Source organism: Streptomyces sp. NPDC024687, assembly GCF_055559055.1.
This window is the reverse complement of sequence record NZ_JBVHLJ010000007.1, coordinates 270935-286261: the sequence shown is the minus strand read 5'-3', so window position 1 is coordinate 286261 and position 15327 is coordinate 270935. Positions and strand designations below refer to the sequence as shown.

The following is a 15327-nucleotide window of genomic DNA, read 5'->3' as shown; positions in this document are numbered from 1 at the left end:
AGAGGCCGGTCCGATTCTGTCGGCCGTATGGGCCACATGGGCCGGATCGCTGGGGGATCTCACCCTATCGAGTGAGGTGACCGCGGGTCCCGCACGCTCAGCCGCGCAGCACGGCCCCCGTACGCTCACCCGCGAGGGCGATCGCCGCGTCCCGAGCCGCGGACGCCTCGTCCACGGTCAGCGTCCGGTCCGCCGCACGGAACCGCAGCGCGTAGGCCAGCGACTTCTTGCCGTCGCCCAGCTGCTCCTCGTTCTCGTACACGTCGAACAGCCGGATGGCCTCGAGGAGTTCACCGGCACCCGCACGCAGCGCGGCCTCGACCTCGGCGTGCGGCACGAACCTGTCGACGACCAGGGCGACATCCTGCGTGGCCACCGGGAACGTGGAGATGCCCGGCGCCTGGGGGGTGTCGTCGCCGGCCGCCTCCAGGGCATCCAGGTCGAGCTCCATCGCACAGGTACGGGCGGGCAGCCCGAACGCCTTCACGACCCGGGGGTGCAGCTCACCGGCGTGCCCCACCACGGTGTCCCCGACGACGAACTCGGCGCACCGCCCCGGGTGCCACGGCCCGTACTGACCACCGCGGACGACCAGTTCGACCCCGGCCTCACGCGCGACCAAGCGACCGGCCTCGACCGCGTCGGCCCAGTCGGCCGGGCGGCCCTTGCCCCACCAGCCGGCCTGCTCCCGGGCACCGGCGAGCACCGCGGCCACGTGGCGCGGCTGCTCGGGCAGGGCGGCGTCCAGCTCGGCGATCTCCGCGTCCGTGGGACGCCGGTCCACCGGCAGCACCGCGGCGGCCCGCTGCTCCGAGCGCGGCAGGAAGACCAGCCCGGTCTCGAACAGCGCCAGATCGTGCGAACCGCGTCCGTCGTTGCGCCGCAGCGCGCCGAGCAGCCCCGGCAGCAGCGACGTACGCAGCGCGGGCTCCTCGTCGTTGAGCGGGTTGGTCAGCCTCACGACACGGCGGGCCGGGTCGTCGGCCTCCAGGCCCAGCTGGTCGAAGACCTGCTCGGAGACGAAGGGGTAGTTCGGCGCCTCGACGTACCCGGCACCGGCCAGCGCCCGGCCCGCCCGGCGGTGCAGCCGCTGGCGGTGGGTCAGGCCCCGCCCGGCCGGCGGCCTGGGCAGCGTGGAGGGCAGGTTCTCGTAGCCCTCCAGACGGATGACCTCTTCGGCCAGGTCGTTGATCTCCTGGAGGTCGGGACGCCAGGACGGCACGGTGACGATCAGCTCGTCCTGCCCGTACACGTCGCAGCCGACTTCCTGAAGACGCCGTACGACCGTTTCGCGGCCGTATGAGACACCGGCGACCTTGTCGGGGTGGTCCGCGGGGACGCTGATGGTGTGCGGAGCCGACGGGGCGGTGACCTCGGTGACACCGGCCTCGGCGGTACCGCCGGCGAGCAGCACAAGCAGGTCGACCGTGCGCTGCGCGGCAGCGGCGGCGGCCTGCGGATCGACACCGCGCTCGAAGCGCCGGGACGCCTCGGAGGACAGCTTGTGGCGACGGGCCGTGCGCGCGATGGAGACCGCGTTGAAATGGGCGGCCTCGATCACGACGTCGGTGGTGCCCTCGGTCTCCGCGTGGTCGGCGATCTCGGTGTTGGCGCCGCCCATGACTCCGGCGAGGCCGATCGGGCCGCGGTCGTCGGTGATGACCAGGTCCTCGGCGTGCAGCTTCCGCTCGACGCCGTCGAGGGTGACGATCTTCTCGCCCTCCTCGGCCCGGCGCACGCCGATGGTGCCCTGGACCAGCGAGCGGTCGTAGGCGTGCAGCGGCTGGCCGAGCTCCATCATCACGTAGTTGGTGACGTCGACGGCGAGCGAGATCGGGCGCATGCCGACCTTCTGCAGCCGGCGCTGGAGCCAGAGCGGGGAGCGGGCCTCGGGGCTCAGACCGGTGACGGTGCGCGCGGTGAAGCGGTCGCAGCCGAACGGGTCCTGGACCCGGACCGGGTAGCCGAAGGCGTTCGGGCCCGGGACGTCGAGCAGGGCCGGGTCGCGCAGCGGGATGCCGTAGGCGATGGCGGTCTCGCGGGCCACGCCGCGGATGGACAGGCAGTCGCCGCGGTTGGCGGTGACGGCGATGTCCAGGACCTCGTCGACCAGCTCCAGGAGCTCGATGGCGTCCTTGCCGACCTCGGTCTCCGGCGGCAGCACGATGATGCCGTGGCTGCCGTCGTCGCCCATGCCCAGCTCGTCGCCGGAGCAGATCATGCCGTGGGAGGTCTTGCCGTAGGTCTTGCGCGCGGAGATCGAGAAGCCGCCGGGCAGCGTGGCACCCGGGAGCACGACCACGACCTTGTCGCCGACAGCGAAGTTCCGGGCGCCGCAGACGATCTCCTGGGGCTCGCCGGTGCCATTGGCCTGACCGACGTCGACCGTGCAGAAGCGGATCGGCTTCTTGAAGCCCTCCAGCTCCTCGATGGTCAGCACCTGGCCGACGACCAGGGGGCCCTTGAGGTCGGCGCCGAGGTGCTCGACGGTCTCGACCTCGAGGCCCGCGGAAACGAGCTTGGCCTGGACGTCACGGCCGGTTTCGGTCGCCGGCAGGTCGACGTACTCCCGCAGCCAAGAAAGCGGGACCCGCATCAGATCTCCATCCCGAACGGCCGGGTGAACCGGACGTCACCCTCGACCATGTCTCGCATGTCCTCGACGTTGTGGCGGAACATCAGCATCCGCTCGATGCCGAACCCGAAGGCGAAGCCGCTGTACTTCTGCGGGTCCACGCCACAGGCGGTCAGCACCTTGGGGTTGACCATCCCGCAGCCGCCCAGCTCGATCCAGCCCTCGGAGGAGCAGGTACGGCAGGGGCGGTCGGGGTTGCCGACGGACTCGCCGCGGCAGACGTAGCACACCATGTCCATCTCGGCGGACGGCTCGGTGAAGGGGAAGAAGTTCGGGCGCAGCCGGGTCTTCATGCCCTCGCCGAACAGGGCCTGGACCATGTGGTCCATGGTGCCCTTGAGGTCGGCCATGGTCAGGCCCTCGTCGACGGCCAGCAGCTCGACCTGGCGGAAGACGGGGGTGTGCGTGGCGTCCAGCTCGTCGGTGCGGTAGACGACACCGGGGCAGATCACGTAGACCGGCAGCTCACGGCTGAGCAGCGAGCGGATCTGCACGGGCGAGGTGTGGGTGCGCAGCACGACACCGGACTCGGTGCCGCCCTGGGGGCCCTCGACGAAGAAGGTGTCCTGCTCGCCGCGGGCCGGGTGGTCCGGGCCGATGTTGAGCGCGTCGAAGTTGAACCACTCGGCCTCGACCTGCGGGCCCTCGGCGACCTCGTAGCCCATGGCCACGAAGACGTCCTCGATGCGCTCGGAGAGCGTGGTGAGCGGGTGGCGGGCGCCGGCCGGTACGCGGTCGTACGGCAGCGTGACGTCCACCGCCTCCTCGACCAGCACGCGCTGGTCGCGCTCGGCCTCCAGCTCGGCCTGACGGCCGACGAGGGCCTTGCTCACCGCGCCCCGGGCCTGGCCGACGAGCTTGCCGGCGGCGGCCTTGGCGTGCGGGGGCAGGGCGCCGATCTCGCGGTTGGCGAGGGCCAGCGGGGAGGCGCCGCCGGTGTGGGCGACCTTGGCCTCCTGGAGCGCGTCGAGGGAGTCCGCGGCGGCGAAGGCGGCGAGCGCCTCGTCCCGCATGCGCTCGATCTCTTCCGGTTTCAGGGCCTCGACCTCTACAGGGTCGTACGACTTGTTCGGTGCCGACATCTCTTCCCGTGCTTCCGATTGGCTGGCTGAAGGTCCCCGTCACCGACTCACTCAGCTGTCAGAGGGCCGTCCATGGGACACATGGGTGCCAAAGGCCGAGTCTAACGGGGTGGGGATGTTCGGATGCGCCCGCGGGCACTCAGCTCAGATAGGCCGGAGCGCTCACGGGCAACGTAAATCGGAACTCGGCGCCGCCCTGGGGGCCGCGGCCGACCGTGATGGTGCCGCCGTGGGCCTCGACGATGCCCTTGACGATGTAGAGCCCGAGGCCGGTGCCACCGCGCTTGCTGCCCCGCCAGAAGCGGGTGAAGACGCGGTTCATGGACTCCTCCGGGATGCCGGGACCCTCGTCGCTCACCGTGACCGACGTGCCGGTGTCCTCCCCTTCGCGGGGGGACGCCGTGGGCGTGATGTCAATCGTGACGGTTCCCTCGCCGTGCCGCACCGCATTTTCCAGCAGGTTGCTGAGCACCTGGTCGATCTTGTCGGGGTCGGCCCACAGGGCGGGCAGCGGCTGCTCCAGGCGCAGCAGGAACCGGTCGGCGGCGAGACCGGCGGCGACGTAGGCCTGGATGTGGCGTCCGACGGCGGCGCCGATGTCGACGGGCTGGCGGCGCACCTCCAGCCGCCCGGAGTCGATGCGGGAGATGTCGAGCAGCTCGGCGATGAGCCGGGTGACCCGGTCGGCGTCCGCGTCGACGGTCTCCAGCATCAGCCGTTTCTGGTCGTCGGTGAACCTCTCCCACTTGGCGAGGAGGGTCGCGGTGAAGCCCTTGACGGAGGTGAGCGGGGACCTGAGTTCGTGGGCCACGGTGGCGATCAGCTCGGCGTGGCTGCGTTCGGTGCGGCGGCGGGCCTCGGTGTCCCGCAGGGCGACGACGACACGGTGGACGGGTCCGGTGGGCTCGCCGCGCACGTACTGCGCGGAGACGAGGACCTCACGGCCGCCCGGCAGCAGCAGGTTCCGCTCGGGCTGTCGCCTGCGGATGGCGAGCCCGCCGTAGGGATCGGTCAGCTGCCACCAGCGCCGTCCCTCCAGGTCCTCTAATGGGAGGGCCTTCTCCAGCCGCTGCCCGAGGGCGTCCTCGGCGGGCAGGGCGGTGATCCGGGCCGCGGCGGCGTTGAAGCAGATCACGCGGCCCTGCTCGTCCGCGACGACGAGGCCGTCGGGCAGCTGGTCGGGATCGATGCCGAGCTCGGCGAGTCCACCGGCACAGGCCTCGGACACGCCGTGCGCGCTCCTCGTGCCGACACTCATCCCCGCACCCCACCTCTCAGGCGTCTGAGGGGCCCCCGAGCTGGTCACCCTACTGGTTCTCGGTGACGGAGCGGCACCCTCCGGAGGCGCGCTGTGCACGGGCTGACGCGTAGAGACATACGGCGGCCGCGGTGGCGAGGTTCAGACTCTCGGCCTTCCCGTGGATCGGGACGCGCACCACGGCGTCCGCGAGTGCGCGGGTCTCCTCGGGGAGCCCCCAGGCCTCGTTGCCGAACACCCAGGCGGTCGGCCCGCCCATGGTGCCCTGGTCGAGCTCGGCGTCGAGGTCGTCGGTGCCGGCCCCGTCGGCGGCGAGGATCCGCACTCCGGCCCGCCTGAGCCCCTCGACGGCGTCCTCCACGGGCACGCCGACGGCGACGGGCAGGTGGAACAGGGAACCCACGGAGGCCCGTACGGCCTTGGGGTTGTAGAGATCGACGGACGCGTCGGTCAGGACGACGGCCTCGGCACCGGCGGCGTCGGCGCACCGCAGGACGGTGCCGGCGTTCCCGGGGTCGCGCACGTTCGCGAGCACGGCGACGAGCTTGGGGCGCGCGGCGAGGATCTCCTCGAAGGGGGTGTCGAGGAACCCGCAGATCCCGACGAGCCCCTGCGGGGTGACGGTGGTGGAGATGTCGGCGACGACATCCTCGGAAGCGAGGTGCACACGGGCCCCGACGGCCCGGGCCGCTCCGATGATGTCGGCGTACCGCTCCGCGGCCTCGACGGTGGCGAACAGCTCGACCAGCCCGTGCCCGGCGGCCTCCCGCACGGCCTGCGGCCCCTCGGCCAGGAACAGCCGCTCCTTCCCCCGGAAGTTCCGCTTGGCGAGCCGCCGGGCGGCGGAGACGCGGGGGGAACGGGGGGAGATCAGCTCGGGGGTGACGGGGGGCATGCTCTTCACCTTCGGGAGTGTCCGGGAAACAGTGGACCCGCAGGCTTCACAGCCTGCGGGTCCACACAGTCACGTCGGCCGAGGCCGGCGCGGCGTCACGCAGCCTTGGGGGCGTTCACGTCCGCCGGCAGCGCCTTCTGGGCGGCCTCGACGAGCGCCGCGAAGGCGGTCGCGTCGTTGACGGCCAGCTCGGCCAGGATCTTGCGGTCGACCTCGATGTTCGCCGCGTTCAGGCCCTGGATGAAGCGGTTGTACGTGATGCCGTTGGCGCGGGCAGCGGCGTTGATGCGCTGGATCCACAGCCGCCGGAAGTCACCCTTGCGCTTCTTGCGGTCGTTGTAGTTGTAGACCAGCGAGTGGGTGACCTGCTCCTTGGCCTTGCGGTACAGGCGCGAACGCTGACCGCGGTAGCCGGAGGCCGCCTCGAGGATCGCCCGGCGCTTCTTGTGGGCGTTGACTGCCCGCTTGACGCGTGCCACTTGTTAACTCCTTGTAGCGGGGCCGTGGTTGGACTCACACGGCCCGGTATCGATGGGGTCCCGGTCCAGACGTACGACGCTCAGTGAAGGCGCCGCGTACGTCACTTGCCGAGAAGCTTCTTGATCTTCGCGGCGTCGCCCGGGGCCATCTCGGCGTTGCCGGTGAGGCGACGCGTCACGCGGGACGACTTGTGCTCGAGCAGGTGGCGCTTGCCGGCGCGCTCACGGAGCACCTTGCCGGAGCCGGTGATCTTGAAGCGCTTGCTGGCACCGCTGTGCGACTTGTTCTTCGGCATAGCGCCGTTATCTCCTCGTCGGTGGCGCTCCGGTGCCCGGTCCTGAAACCGGGCACTGTGAGCGTCGCTCTTGTATCGGTGGTGTCCTGGGGACTCGCGTCCCCGGGGGTCACGCCTCGGCGGAAGCCTCTGCCGGGGCCTCGACCTCGACCTCGGTCCCGTCCTCGGCCTCGACGTGGTCGTCCTCCGCGGCGTTCTGCGACTTGCCGGGGTTGGCCTTCGCGTCTGCCTTGCGGGCTTCCTGCGCCTGGCGGGCCTCGGCCATCGCCTCGGTCTTCTTCTTGTGCGGACCGAGAACCATGATCATGTTTCGGCCGTCCTGCTTCGGGTTCGACTCGACGAACCCGAGGTCGGCCACGTCCTCCGCGAGACGCTGCAGCAGTCGGTAGCCCAGCTCGGGCCGGGACTGCTCGCGACCACGGAACATGATCGTGATCTTGACCTTGTCGCCCTGCTTGAGGAACCGGACGACGTGACCCTTCTTGGTGTCATAGTCGTGCGGGTCGATCTTCGGCCGGAGCTTCATCTCCTTGATGACCGTGTGCGCCTGGTTCTTGCGCGCCTCACGGGCCTTCATGGCCGACTCGTACTTGAACTTCCCGTAGTCCATGAGCTTGCACACAGGCGGACGGGCGGTAGCCGCCACCTCGACCAGGTCCAGGTCGTACTCCTGCGCAAGCTCCAGTGCCTTGGCCAGGGGGACGATGCCCACCTGCTCGCCACTGGGACCGACAAGTCGCACCTCTGGAACGCGAATCCGGTCGTTGATGCGGGGCTCGGCGCTGATGGATCCTCCTCGGTTAGCACCACACGGCGGTCTGGCGGACAGCCGCGTATGTCTCTTTTAGACTGACCTAACCGCGCCGAAGCACAAAAAATGCCCCGGACGATCACAGACGGGGCTCCAAAACACTGCCGGAGCACCGCCGCGATGACGCGGGGCGCGCTTTCGGGCGATTCCATCGTCCGTACGGAACGATGGTGACCGCCTGACCGGGGTGACCCGCCGCCCCTGGGGGCGGTCAGGTGGGAGATCGGAGCCTCCACTTGTGGGCCGGTCACACTTACACACAGGTGTGTCCGGCCGGTCGTCACACAAGGTTAGCAGCAACCCGGGGGTGGTGCGAACCGGCGTGCACCGGGCCCTATCGTGTGGGACATGAGTGACACCCCTCCCCCGTCTGCCGGGGCCCCCGACTTCGACGACATGACCCGCGACATCGCCGAGGTCCCCGCCGTCGAGGTGATCGTGACGGTCGCGGTCAACCTGATGAGCGCCGCCGCCGTGAAGCTCGGTCTGACGGAGGAGGGCGACAAGTACAAGGACCTGGACGAGGCCCGCAAGCTGATCCACGCCCTCGCCGGTCTGCTGGACGGGAGCGCGACGGAGATCAGCTCCTTCCACGCGGCTCCGCTCCGGGACGGCCTGAAGTCCCTCCAGCTCGCCTTCCGCGAGGCGTCCCTGGTCCCGGACGAGCCGGGCCAGGGCCCCGGTGAGAAGTACACCGGGCCGATCTACGGCTAGTTCATCCCCGTACGTACAAGGGCTCGCCCGGAGGCGTGGCCCCGGCCGGCAGCAGTGCCAGGTCGAGGCCCCGCACCAGGCGGGCCCTCAGCGTCTCGTCGGCGGCGAGGCGCTCGGCGACGGCCCGCGCGGCGTCCGCGGGCGACGCGGTGGGCTCCAGCACGAGCGCCAGGGTGCCGTCGGCCTGCCCCGGCCCGAGGTGGGCGCGGAGCACTGCGGGCTCGGCGGCCACGGCGTCCCGTACGGCCCCGACCACGGCCGGGTCGGCCAGCGGGTCGGCGCTCGCCCGGCCCTCGGCGAGCGCGAGCAGCGCGGGACCGGTCAGCTCGAAGGGCACCGGACCGGCGAGGTCCAGGACGACCGTGTCCGCCTTCTCGTGCGCGGCGGCCTGCAGCGCCTGGTGCAGGGGTACGGCGACGGGTCGGGCCTCGGGGTCCCAGCGGGCGAGGGAGTCGGTGGAGGTGAAGGCGGGCAGAGCGGTCCGGGATCCGGCTTTCAGCGTCGGCACGGCCATGTCGCTGGTCTTCTCGCGGCGCAGCCCGTTCTCGTCCTCCTCTACTTCGCCGAGCACGGCCACCACGGGGACGAGCAGCCGGGCGCCCTTGAGGGCCTCCAGAACGGGGTCCACGGCGGCCCGGTCCTCGGCCCAGGCCGCGAGCGCCGCGCTCAGCCGGGGATCGGCGGAGCCGTCGTCGTCGGAGAAGCCGGGGTCGGGAATGTTCTTGTTCGCCACGGTCACCGACCCTATAGGGGGCTTGCTGCTGCGGTTGTGCGGGCCCGGAAACCCGCCCGTGACGGCTTTCACGGGTTTTTCAGAGTTCGCTGACACGGCTCTAACGTCCGTCTAACGGCCCGCACAGTCGGCGGCCCGAGCATCGGCGGCATGGAGTCCTCCAGAGCCGCCCGACGCCGCGCCCGCAGGTTCCCCCCACGGCCTTTGATGTACACCGCGCTCGCCTGCGTCGCCGTCGTCGGCGTCACGGCCGGCGGGACCGTGTACGTGAAGGCGCAGGCGCACTCCGGAGCGGGCGTCGTATCGTCGGCGGCGACACCGTCGGCCTCGCCCTCGCCGGCGATCACGACCACGACTCAGGAGGCGGCCGTGGCGGAGCCGGTGGTGGATCTCGACGAGCGGCTGGCCGACGCCATGAAGTCGGTGAGCGTGACGGGCGAGCAGCGGGTCTCGGCGGCGGTGCTCGACCTGGAGTCGGGCGACAGCGCGGTCCACGGCGACGGCGCCTTCGACACGGCGAGCATCGTGAAGGTCGACATCCTGGCGGCGCTGCTGCTCCGGCACCAGGAGGCGGGTACGCGGCTCAGCGCGCAGGAGAAGGCGTACGCCACGACGATGATCGAGAACAGCGACAACGCCTCGGCGTCCGCCCTGTGGGACATCATCGGCAAGGCCCCGGGGCTCGACACCGCCAACGAGAAGTTCGGGCTGACCGGTACGCGGGGTGGCGACGGGGCACTGTGGGGGCTCACCCGGACGACGGCGGCCGACCAACTCACCCTGCTCCAGCAGGTCTTCGGGGAGGACTCGGAGCTGAGCGAGGCCTCGCGGTCGTATCTGCGGGAACTGATGGGGCGGATAGCGGCCGACCAGCGGTGGGGCGTGTCGGCGGCGGCCGACGGGTCCGGGTGGGCTCTGAAGAACGGGTGGCTGCCGCGCAGTACGACCGGGCTGTGGGACATCAACAGCATCGGCCGGGTGACGGTGGACGGCCACGCCTATCTGGTGGCCGTGCTGTCGGACGGCAACACCACGCAAGCAAAGGGGATTTCGCTGGTGGAGGCGGCGGCGAAGGCGGCGGTGTCGCTGTTCACGGGTGCGGCGGTGCGCTGAGGGTTCAGAAGCCTTCGTAGGACCGGCGCGGGCCGCGGCGGCCGCGCCACAGGACCACCGCGGTGACCAGCAGGGCCACGCCCAGGCCGCCCGCCAGCGGGGCCGCCCAACTGACCGTGTCGTGCTGCGTCTCGGCGGTGTCCGGGCCCTGGCCGAAGTACTTCTCGCCGTAGGCGGCCGGCTCCAGGCGCTCCGGCTTCAGGCGGGCCGCCGCCTTGAGCGCCGCCGCGGGGTCGACGAAGCCGAAGCCGCGGGAGTCGTCGCGGCCGCCGGCGGGGGCGTTGCGGGCCGTCTCCTCCAGGAGGCGCTTGATCTGCGCGGGCGTCAGCCCGGGGTGGGCGGCCTTGACGAGGGCGGCCGCGCCCGAGACGAACGCGGAGGCGGCGCTGGTCCCCCAGCCCTCGTAGTACTTGTGGTCGGGGTCGGCGATGACCACGTCGTCGCCGGGGGCCGCGACCGTGGCGTACCAGCGGCGGGTGGAGAAGGAGGCGCGGGTGCCGAACCTGTCGACGGCGGTGACGGCGATGACGCCCGGGTAGGCGGCCGGGTAGGAGATGTGGTCGCCCTTCTCGCCGCCGTTGCCCGCGGAGGCGACGACGACGGCGCCCTTCCTGAGCGCGTACTGGACCGCGTCGTCCTCGCCGGCCTCGGGGTGCGCCGAGGCGGAGTCGTCGCCGAGGGAGAGGTTGATGACGTCGGCGCCGTGGTCGGCGGCCCAGCGGATGCCCTCGGCGAGGGCGTTGCCGCGGGTGTTGCGGGCCCTGGCGCGGGCCGGGTCGCGGTCCTCCAGGATCACGCGGACGGGGAGGATCCTGGCCTCGGGGGCGATGCCCATGACCCCGTCGCCGTTGCCGACGCCGTGTCCGTGACCGGCGATGATGCCGGCCATGGCGGTGCCGTGCCGGGCCCAGGGGCGCTGTCCCTCCACGGCCCCGAAGCCGATCATGTCCTTGCCGCTGAGGACGTTGCCGACGAGGTCGGGGTGGTCGTTCTCGACGCCGGTGTCCAGGACGGCGACGGTGACCCCGGCGCCCTTGGTGGTCTGCCAGGCCTGCTGGGTGTGCATGGCGTCCAGGGCCCACTGCTTGGCGCGGATGCCGTCGGCGTGCGCGGCGGTGGGCGGGACGAGGGCGACGGCGGCGGCGAGGAGGACGCTCAGGAGACCCGCCCTGCGGGTGGTGACGCTCATGAGGGCTGCTCCGAGGGCGAGGTGACGGTCTTGCGCAGGGCACGCTCGACACGGTCGGCCAGGCCCTGGGCCTCGTTGCCGAGGCCGGACTGGGCGGCGGGGGTGGTGTCGCCGGACTCCATGGCCTGCTCGGCGGGCTCCGGGGTGTCGACGGTACGGCCGTCCACCCAGCCGGAGACGGCATAGGCGACGACGGGGGCGTCGGTGAGGACGGAGATCGTCCAGGAGGCCCTCTGCCGGGCCCCGAAGTCGGCCGCGAGGGTGTTCTTCGCGGCGTACGGGAGAGGCATCAGGTCGGTGCGGGTCTCCAGGCCCTCTTTGGTGAAGCGGGTGTCGAGGGCGCGCATGGCGGGGGCGTCGGCGTCGGTGAAGAGGAGGCCGACGGTGGTGACGTAGCTCTGGGTGGCGTCCGCGTAGGTGGCGCGCAGGAGGCGTTCGCAGCCGACGGGGGCGAGGGCCTTGCGCAGCAGGGGGTCGAAGGCGTCCTGGCAGCCGCTGTCGGGGGCGACGGCGATCCGCGTCCAGGTGCGGTCGGCTCCGCCGGGTCCGGCGCCCTGGCCGTCCACGGTCATCGGGAACAGCTGGTCGACGGGCACGCTGTGCCACAGTTCGCCGGCCGCGGCGAAGGTGTCGCCGGGACGGTCGTCCCCGGCGTCCCCGATCAGCCAACTCCCGGTCACGGCACCGCCGATGAGCCCGAGTCCGAGCACGATGCACGCGGCCACGGCGGCGATCCGGGGAGGGATCCGCACCCCCCACGACCGCTCCTTGTAACCGACCTCGGGCTCTCCGAACGACACAACGGGCCGTCCGTTGCCGGGAGTTCCGTCATGCGGGGGCAGGGCGGCGCTCCAGGAGAGAGCGGGGTCGGGGGTGAGTGCGGTGGGCGCCGGACGGGCGTCGGGCTTGGGCGGTACGGCGGTGGGGTGCGCCCTGGGCGCGGACGCCGTGGGAACGGGCCGCATCCGGAAGGTCGTCTCCGAGGCGGTCTCGGCGGGGGCACGGGCAGGACGCGGCGGCACGGACGGCTGAGACCTCGGCCGGGGCGGCGCGGACGCGGTGCCGGAGTCCGTCGGACGCGACTGGGGCCTGGCCTCGGGCGGCATCGGACCGGGGGCTGCCGTGCGCGCGTCGGCGTCGGTGCCGGGCCTGGTCGGCGGCACGGTCCTGTCACCGCTGCCCGCGCGCGGTTCACGGTGGCCGGAGGCCGGTGGCGTGTCGGGGAAGCGGGCCGAAGCCGGAGGCGGGGGCGGGATGCTGCCGGGGTACGGGGCTCCCGGGTTCGCGGGCTCCGGGCGCCGGGTGTCCTGGGCGCCGGCCGCGGACCGCGCGTCCGCTTCGGCGCCCGAGCCGGTGCGGGACTGCGCCGGTGCGGTGCCGGAGTTGTCCGCGGGCGCCGACGGGGCGTCCCCATCGGTCCTACGGCCGTCCGACGTGGCGTGCGCCGCGCCGGGGGTCGGCGTCGACGCCGGACCGGTGCCATGCGTCGTGCGTATCGGTGGCCGACCCGCGGCGGTCGCGCGCGGTGCCGTAGGGCCGACGTCCTGCCGCCCCGCTCCACCGGGCGTCTCCCTGCCGGCCCCCGCCGGCTCACGTCCCCGTTCGGCCGGTGTGCGGGTGGCTGTCTCTCCCGAGCTCTGCCAGTCGAAGCCGCCGAACGTCGGTCGGGACGGTGTTCCGGTGCCCCGGCGGGCCCGTTCGCCGAAGGCCTGCCAGTCGGAGTCGTCGTTCATCCGTCCGCCCGGCTCCACAATCTCTCGTTCGACCGAATGTCCCGGCTCCTCGGACCCGCCCTCGCCCACCGTCGGCGGCTGGGCCGGCCTCGGTGGGGTGGTCGGGCGTGGAGGAATGGAGGCGCGGCGTGCTTCCGTGCTCATGCACCCCCCGTTTCCTCATGTCCGGGCCGTTCGGTCGTGCGCGGGCCCGTGTCGGAGTCGTCGGTGTGGAAGACAGCCGTCCGGGCACACATACCCGCACGGAAGGGCCGGCATCCCGGCGCGGCGGCGACGGGGGGCGAACAGCCCTGCGTGCGTGCGCGTCACTCTACGGGTTGTTCCTGGGCGAACGGGAACCAGTCCAGCAGGTCGGGGGCATCTGCCCGGAACGTCCCCCTACCCTGCGGTAATCCTGTCTGGCAGTCTTCGTCCATGACTGCGCGCGCCGCCGACCGGGCCCGTTACGACCGGGCCACAGCCCATCTGGACGCCCCCCTCGCCATCGTGGACCTGGACGCCTTCGACGCCAACGCGGACGATCTCGTCCGCCGGGCGGCGGGGAAACCCGTCCGCGTCGCCAGCAAGTCCGTGCGGTGCCGGGCGCTGCTCGAACGCGTCCTGGCGAAGGACGGATTCGCCGGCATCATGTCGTTCACCCTCGCCGAGTCCCTGTGGCTGGCCCGGAGCGGATTCGACGACATCCTGCTCGCCTACCCCTCCGCCGACCGTGCCGGTTACGCCGAACTCGCCGCGGATCCCAAGCTCGCGGCCGCCGTGACCGTGATGGTCGACGACCCCGCGCAGCTCGCCTTCATCGACGGTGCCCGCGCGGGCGGCACCGAAGTCATCCGGGTGTGCCTGGAGTTGGACACCTCGCTGAAGCTGCTCGGCGGCAAGGTCCGGGTCGGTGCCCGGCGTTCGCCCCTGCACTCCCCCGCCCAGGTCGCCGACATGGCCCGCGCGGTGGCCCGGCGCCCCGGGTTCGAGGTCGTGGGGATCATGGCCTACGAGGGACACATCGCCGGGGTCGGGGACTCCGTCGCCGGACGGCCGTTGCGTTCCCGGGCCGTCCGTCTCATGCAGGCCACGGCCCGCAAGGAGCTCGCCGAGCGCCGTGCCGCCGTGGTGCGCGCGGTGCGGGCCGTCGTACCGGACCTGGAGTTCGTCAACGGCGGCGGGACGGGCAGTGTGCAGCACACCGCAGCCGAGGACGCCGTCACGGAGATCGGCGCCGGTTCGGGGCTGTACGTGCCGAGGCTGTTCGACAACTACACGTCCTTCAGCGGGCGTCCGGCCGCGCTGTTCGCCATGCCCGTCGTGCGCAGGCCGGGGGTCGGCGTGGTGACCGTCCTCGGCGGCGGCTACCCGGCCTCCGGCGCGCCAGGACCCGACCGGCTGCCGGTGCCGTATCTGCCCGAGGGGCTGAAGTACGACCCGCAGGAGGGGCCCGGCGAGGTGCAGACCCCGCTGCTCGGCGCCCCCGCCGACGACCTGCTGCTCGGCGACAAGGTGTGGTTCCGGCACGCCAAGGCCGGTGAGTTGTGCGAGCGGTTCGAGAAGCTGCACCTGATCGAGGGGGACGCGGTGACGGCGACCGTCCCGACGTACCGCGGGGAAGGCCACACGTTCCTCTAGGTCAACGGCGGACGGACCGGATCCCGTGGGTGATCCGGTCCATGTCGGCCAGCGGCGGCCCGCCCGGACCCGCGTCGAAGGCGAAGCGCACGACGACGGCGTTCGGGGATCCGCTGGGCGCGGGAGCGAAGGCCAGCGACTGAACGTAACCCTCGGCTCCCTGGGCCGTCCTCACGCGCCGGCGCACCAGGTATCCGGTGCGTCCGGCGACGGCGACGTCCCCCCATCCGACGACCCGGTGGCTGCGGATGCCGCCGTAGGAACTGTCGGCGGCCTGCCGTATGTCCTTCTTCGCGAGGGATGTCGGCCCGGAGTTCGCGGGCAGCGTGCGGGTGAAGACCCGGCCGCCCTCGGTGGTCATCACGAGGTTGTCGCGGGTGACGTACTTGGAGGGGACCCAGCCGTCCGGCAACGGCAGGCTGATGCCGTCCAGTTCGTCGACCAGGCGGGAAGGGGCCGCGGAGGCCGTGGTGGGCGACGGGCTCGTGACCGTCGGTGCCGGGTCCGCCACCACGTCGTCGCCCTGACCCCGGGCGAGGGCGAAGGCCCCGCTGACGATCGCGGCGACGAGGACGATGCCGGAGGCCGTGAGGGCGACGGCCTTGGCCCGCCCCGAGGCCCCGCCGGCCGCGCGCGGCGGGCCGGGGGCCCCGGGGACGCGCCGGTGGTCCGTCCAGGCGGCCCCGTCCCACCAGCGCTCCAGCTGCGGAGCGTCGGGGTCCGGGTACCAGCCGGGCGGGAGCGTCCTGCTCATGGGGGCACTGTAGGGCGA

General features: G+C 72.4%; 13 protein-coding genes and 1 pseudogene. 3 read left to right on the top strand and 11 right to left on the bottom strand.

The features are described 5' to 3' along the window. Window positions 1–97 precede the first annotated feature (97 nt). The 7 genes and pseudogenes from pheT to infC form a co-directional block, all read right to left on the bottom strand. Window positions 98–2596 carry a phenylalanine--tRNA ligase subunit beta gene (gene pheT / locus ACZ39I_RS27780; protein WP_467247318.1) on the bottom strand — a complete coding sequence of 833 codons (2499 nt, stop codon included), beginning with the start codon at window positions 2594–2596 and terminating at the stop codon, window positions 98–100. Further along, window positions 2596–3717 (bottom strand): phenylalanine--tRNA ligase subunit alpha, encoded by a 1122-nt coding sequence (gene pheS, locus ACZ39I_RS27775; protein ID WP_467247316.1) that lies wholly within the window; start codon window positions 3715–3717, stop codon window positions 2596–2598. Before pheS ends, pheT begins: the two co-directional genes overlap by 1 nt. A 139-nt stretch (window positions 3718–3856) precedes the next feature. Then, window positions 3857–4975: a sensor histidine kinase gene (locus ACZ39I_RS27770; RefSeq protein ID WP_467247314.1), complete on the bottom strand. Its 1119-nt coding sequence runs from the start codon at window positions 4973–4975 to the stop codon at window positions 3857–3859. 49 nt (window positions 4976–5024) lie between these two features. Beyond that, window positions 5025–5870 carry a TrmH family RNA methyltransferase gene (locus tag ACZ39I_RS27765; protein WP_467247312.1) on the bottom strand — a complete coding sequence of 282 codons (846 nt, stop codon included), beginning with the start codon at window positions 5868–5870 and terminating at the stop codon, window positions 5025–5027. 95 nt (window positions 5871–5965) lie between these two features. Further along, a complete protein-coding gene (gene rplT / locus ACZ39I_RS27760) occupies window positions 5966–6349 on the bottom strand; it encodes a 50S ribosomal protein L20 (RefSeq protein WP_352390078.1) in 384 nt (127 codons plus the stop codon). Window positions 6350–6450: 101 nt separating this feature from the next. Then, the gene (rpmI, locus tag ACZ39I_RS27755) at window positions 6451–6645 is read right to left on the bottom strand and encodes a 50S ribosomal protein L35 (protein WP_003977225.1); all 195 of its coding nucleotides are present in this window, start codon (window positions 6643–6645) and stop codon (window positions 6451–6453) included. Between the two features lie 109 nt (window positions 6646–6754). Beyond that, window positions 6755–7457 (bottom strand): annotated as a pseudogene (gene infC, locus ACZ39I_RS27750) (translation initiation factor IF-3). Window positions 7458–7804: 347 nt separating this feature from the next. Between infC and ACZ39I_RS27745 the strand changes: the two are divergent. Then, window positions 7805–8170 (top strand): DUF1844 domain-containing protein, encoded by a 366-nt coding sequence (locus ACZ39I_RS27745; protein ID WP_352390079.1) that lies wholly within the window; start codon window positions 7805–7807, stop codon window positions 8168–8170. Window position 8171: 1 nt separating this feature from the next. On the opposite strand, the gene ACZ39I_RS27740 is transcribed toward ACZ39I_RS27745, so the two are convergent. Then, on the bottom strand, window positions 8172–8903 hold the full coding sequence (locus tag ACZ39I_RS27740) for an SseB family protein (RefSeq protein ID WP_467247311.1): 732 nt from the start codon (window positions 8901–8903) through the stop codon (window positions 8172–8174). Window positions 8904–9053: 150 nt separating this feature from the next. On the opposite strand from ACZ39I_RS27740, the gene ACZ39I_RS27735 reads away from it, so the two are divergent. Further along, window positions 9054–10016: a serine hydrolase gene (locus tag ACZ39I_RS27735; RefSeq protein WP_467247310.1), complete on the top strand. Its 963-nt coding sequence runs from the start codon at window positions 9054–9056 to the stop codon at window positions 10014–10016. A gap of 4 nt (window positions 10017–10020) precedes the next feature. Here ACZ39I_RS27735 and mycP read toward each other — a convergent pair whose 3' ends face one another. Both mycP and ACZ39I_RS27725 read right to left on the bottom strand, forming a co-directional pair. Then, on the bottom strand, window positions 10021–11205 hold the full coding sequence (gene mycP / locus ACZ39I_RS27730; RefSeq protein ID WP_467247308.1) for a type VII secretion-associated serine protease mycosin: 1185 nt from the start codon (window positions 11203–11205) through the stop codon (window positions 10021–10023). Next, window positions 11202–12938 carry a hypothetical protein gene (locus tag ACZ39I_RS27725; protein WP_467247306.1) on the bottom strand — a complete coding sequence of 579 codons (1737 nt, stop codon included), beginning with the start codon at window positions 12936–12938 and terminating at the stop codon, window positions 11202–11204. Before ACZ39I_RS27725 ends, mycP begins: the two co-directional genes overlap by 4 nt. Window positions 12939–13352: 414 nt before the next feature. On the opposite strand from ACZ39I_RS27725, the gene ACZ39I_RS27720 reads away from it, so the two are divergent. Then, window positions 13353–14555 carry an amino acid deaminase/aldolase gene (locus tag ACZ39I_RS27720; protein ID WP_403658911.1) on the top strand — a complete coding sequence of 401 codons (1203 nt, stop codon included), beginning with the start codon at window positions 13353–13355 and terminating at the stop codon, window positions 14553–14555. A gap of 1 nt (window position 14556) precedes the next feature. Here ACZ39I_RS27720 and ACZ39I_RS27715 read toward each other — a convergent pair whose 3' ends face one another. Beyond that, on the bottom strand, window positions 14557–15309 hold the full coding sequence (locus ACZ39I_RS27715; protein ID WP_467247305.1) for a DUF2510 domain-containing protein: 753 nt from the start codon (window positions 15307–15309) through the stop codon (window positions 14557–14559). Window positions 15310–15327: the final 18 nt, after the last annotated feature.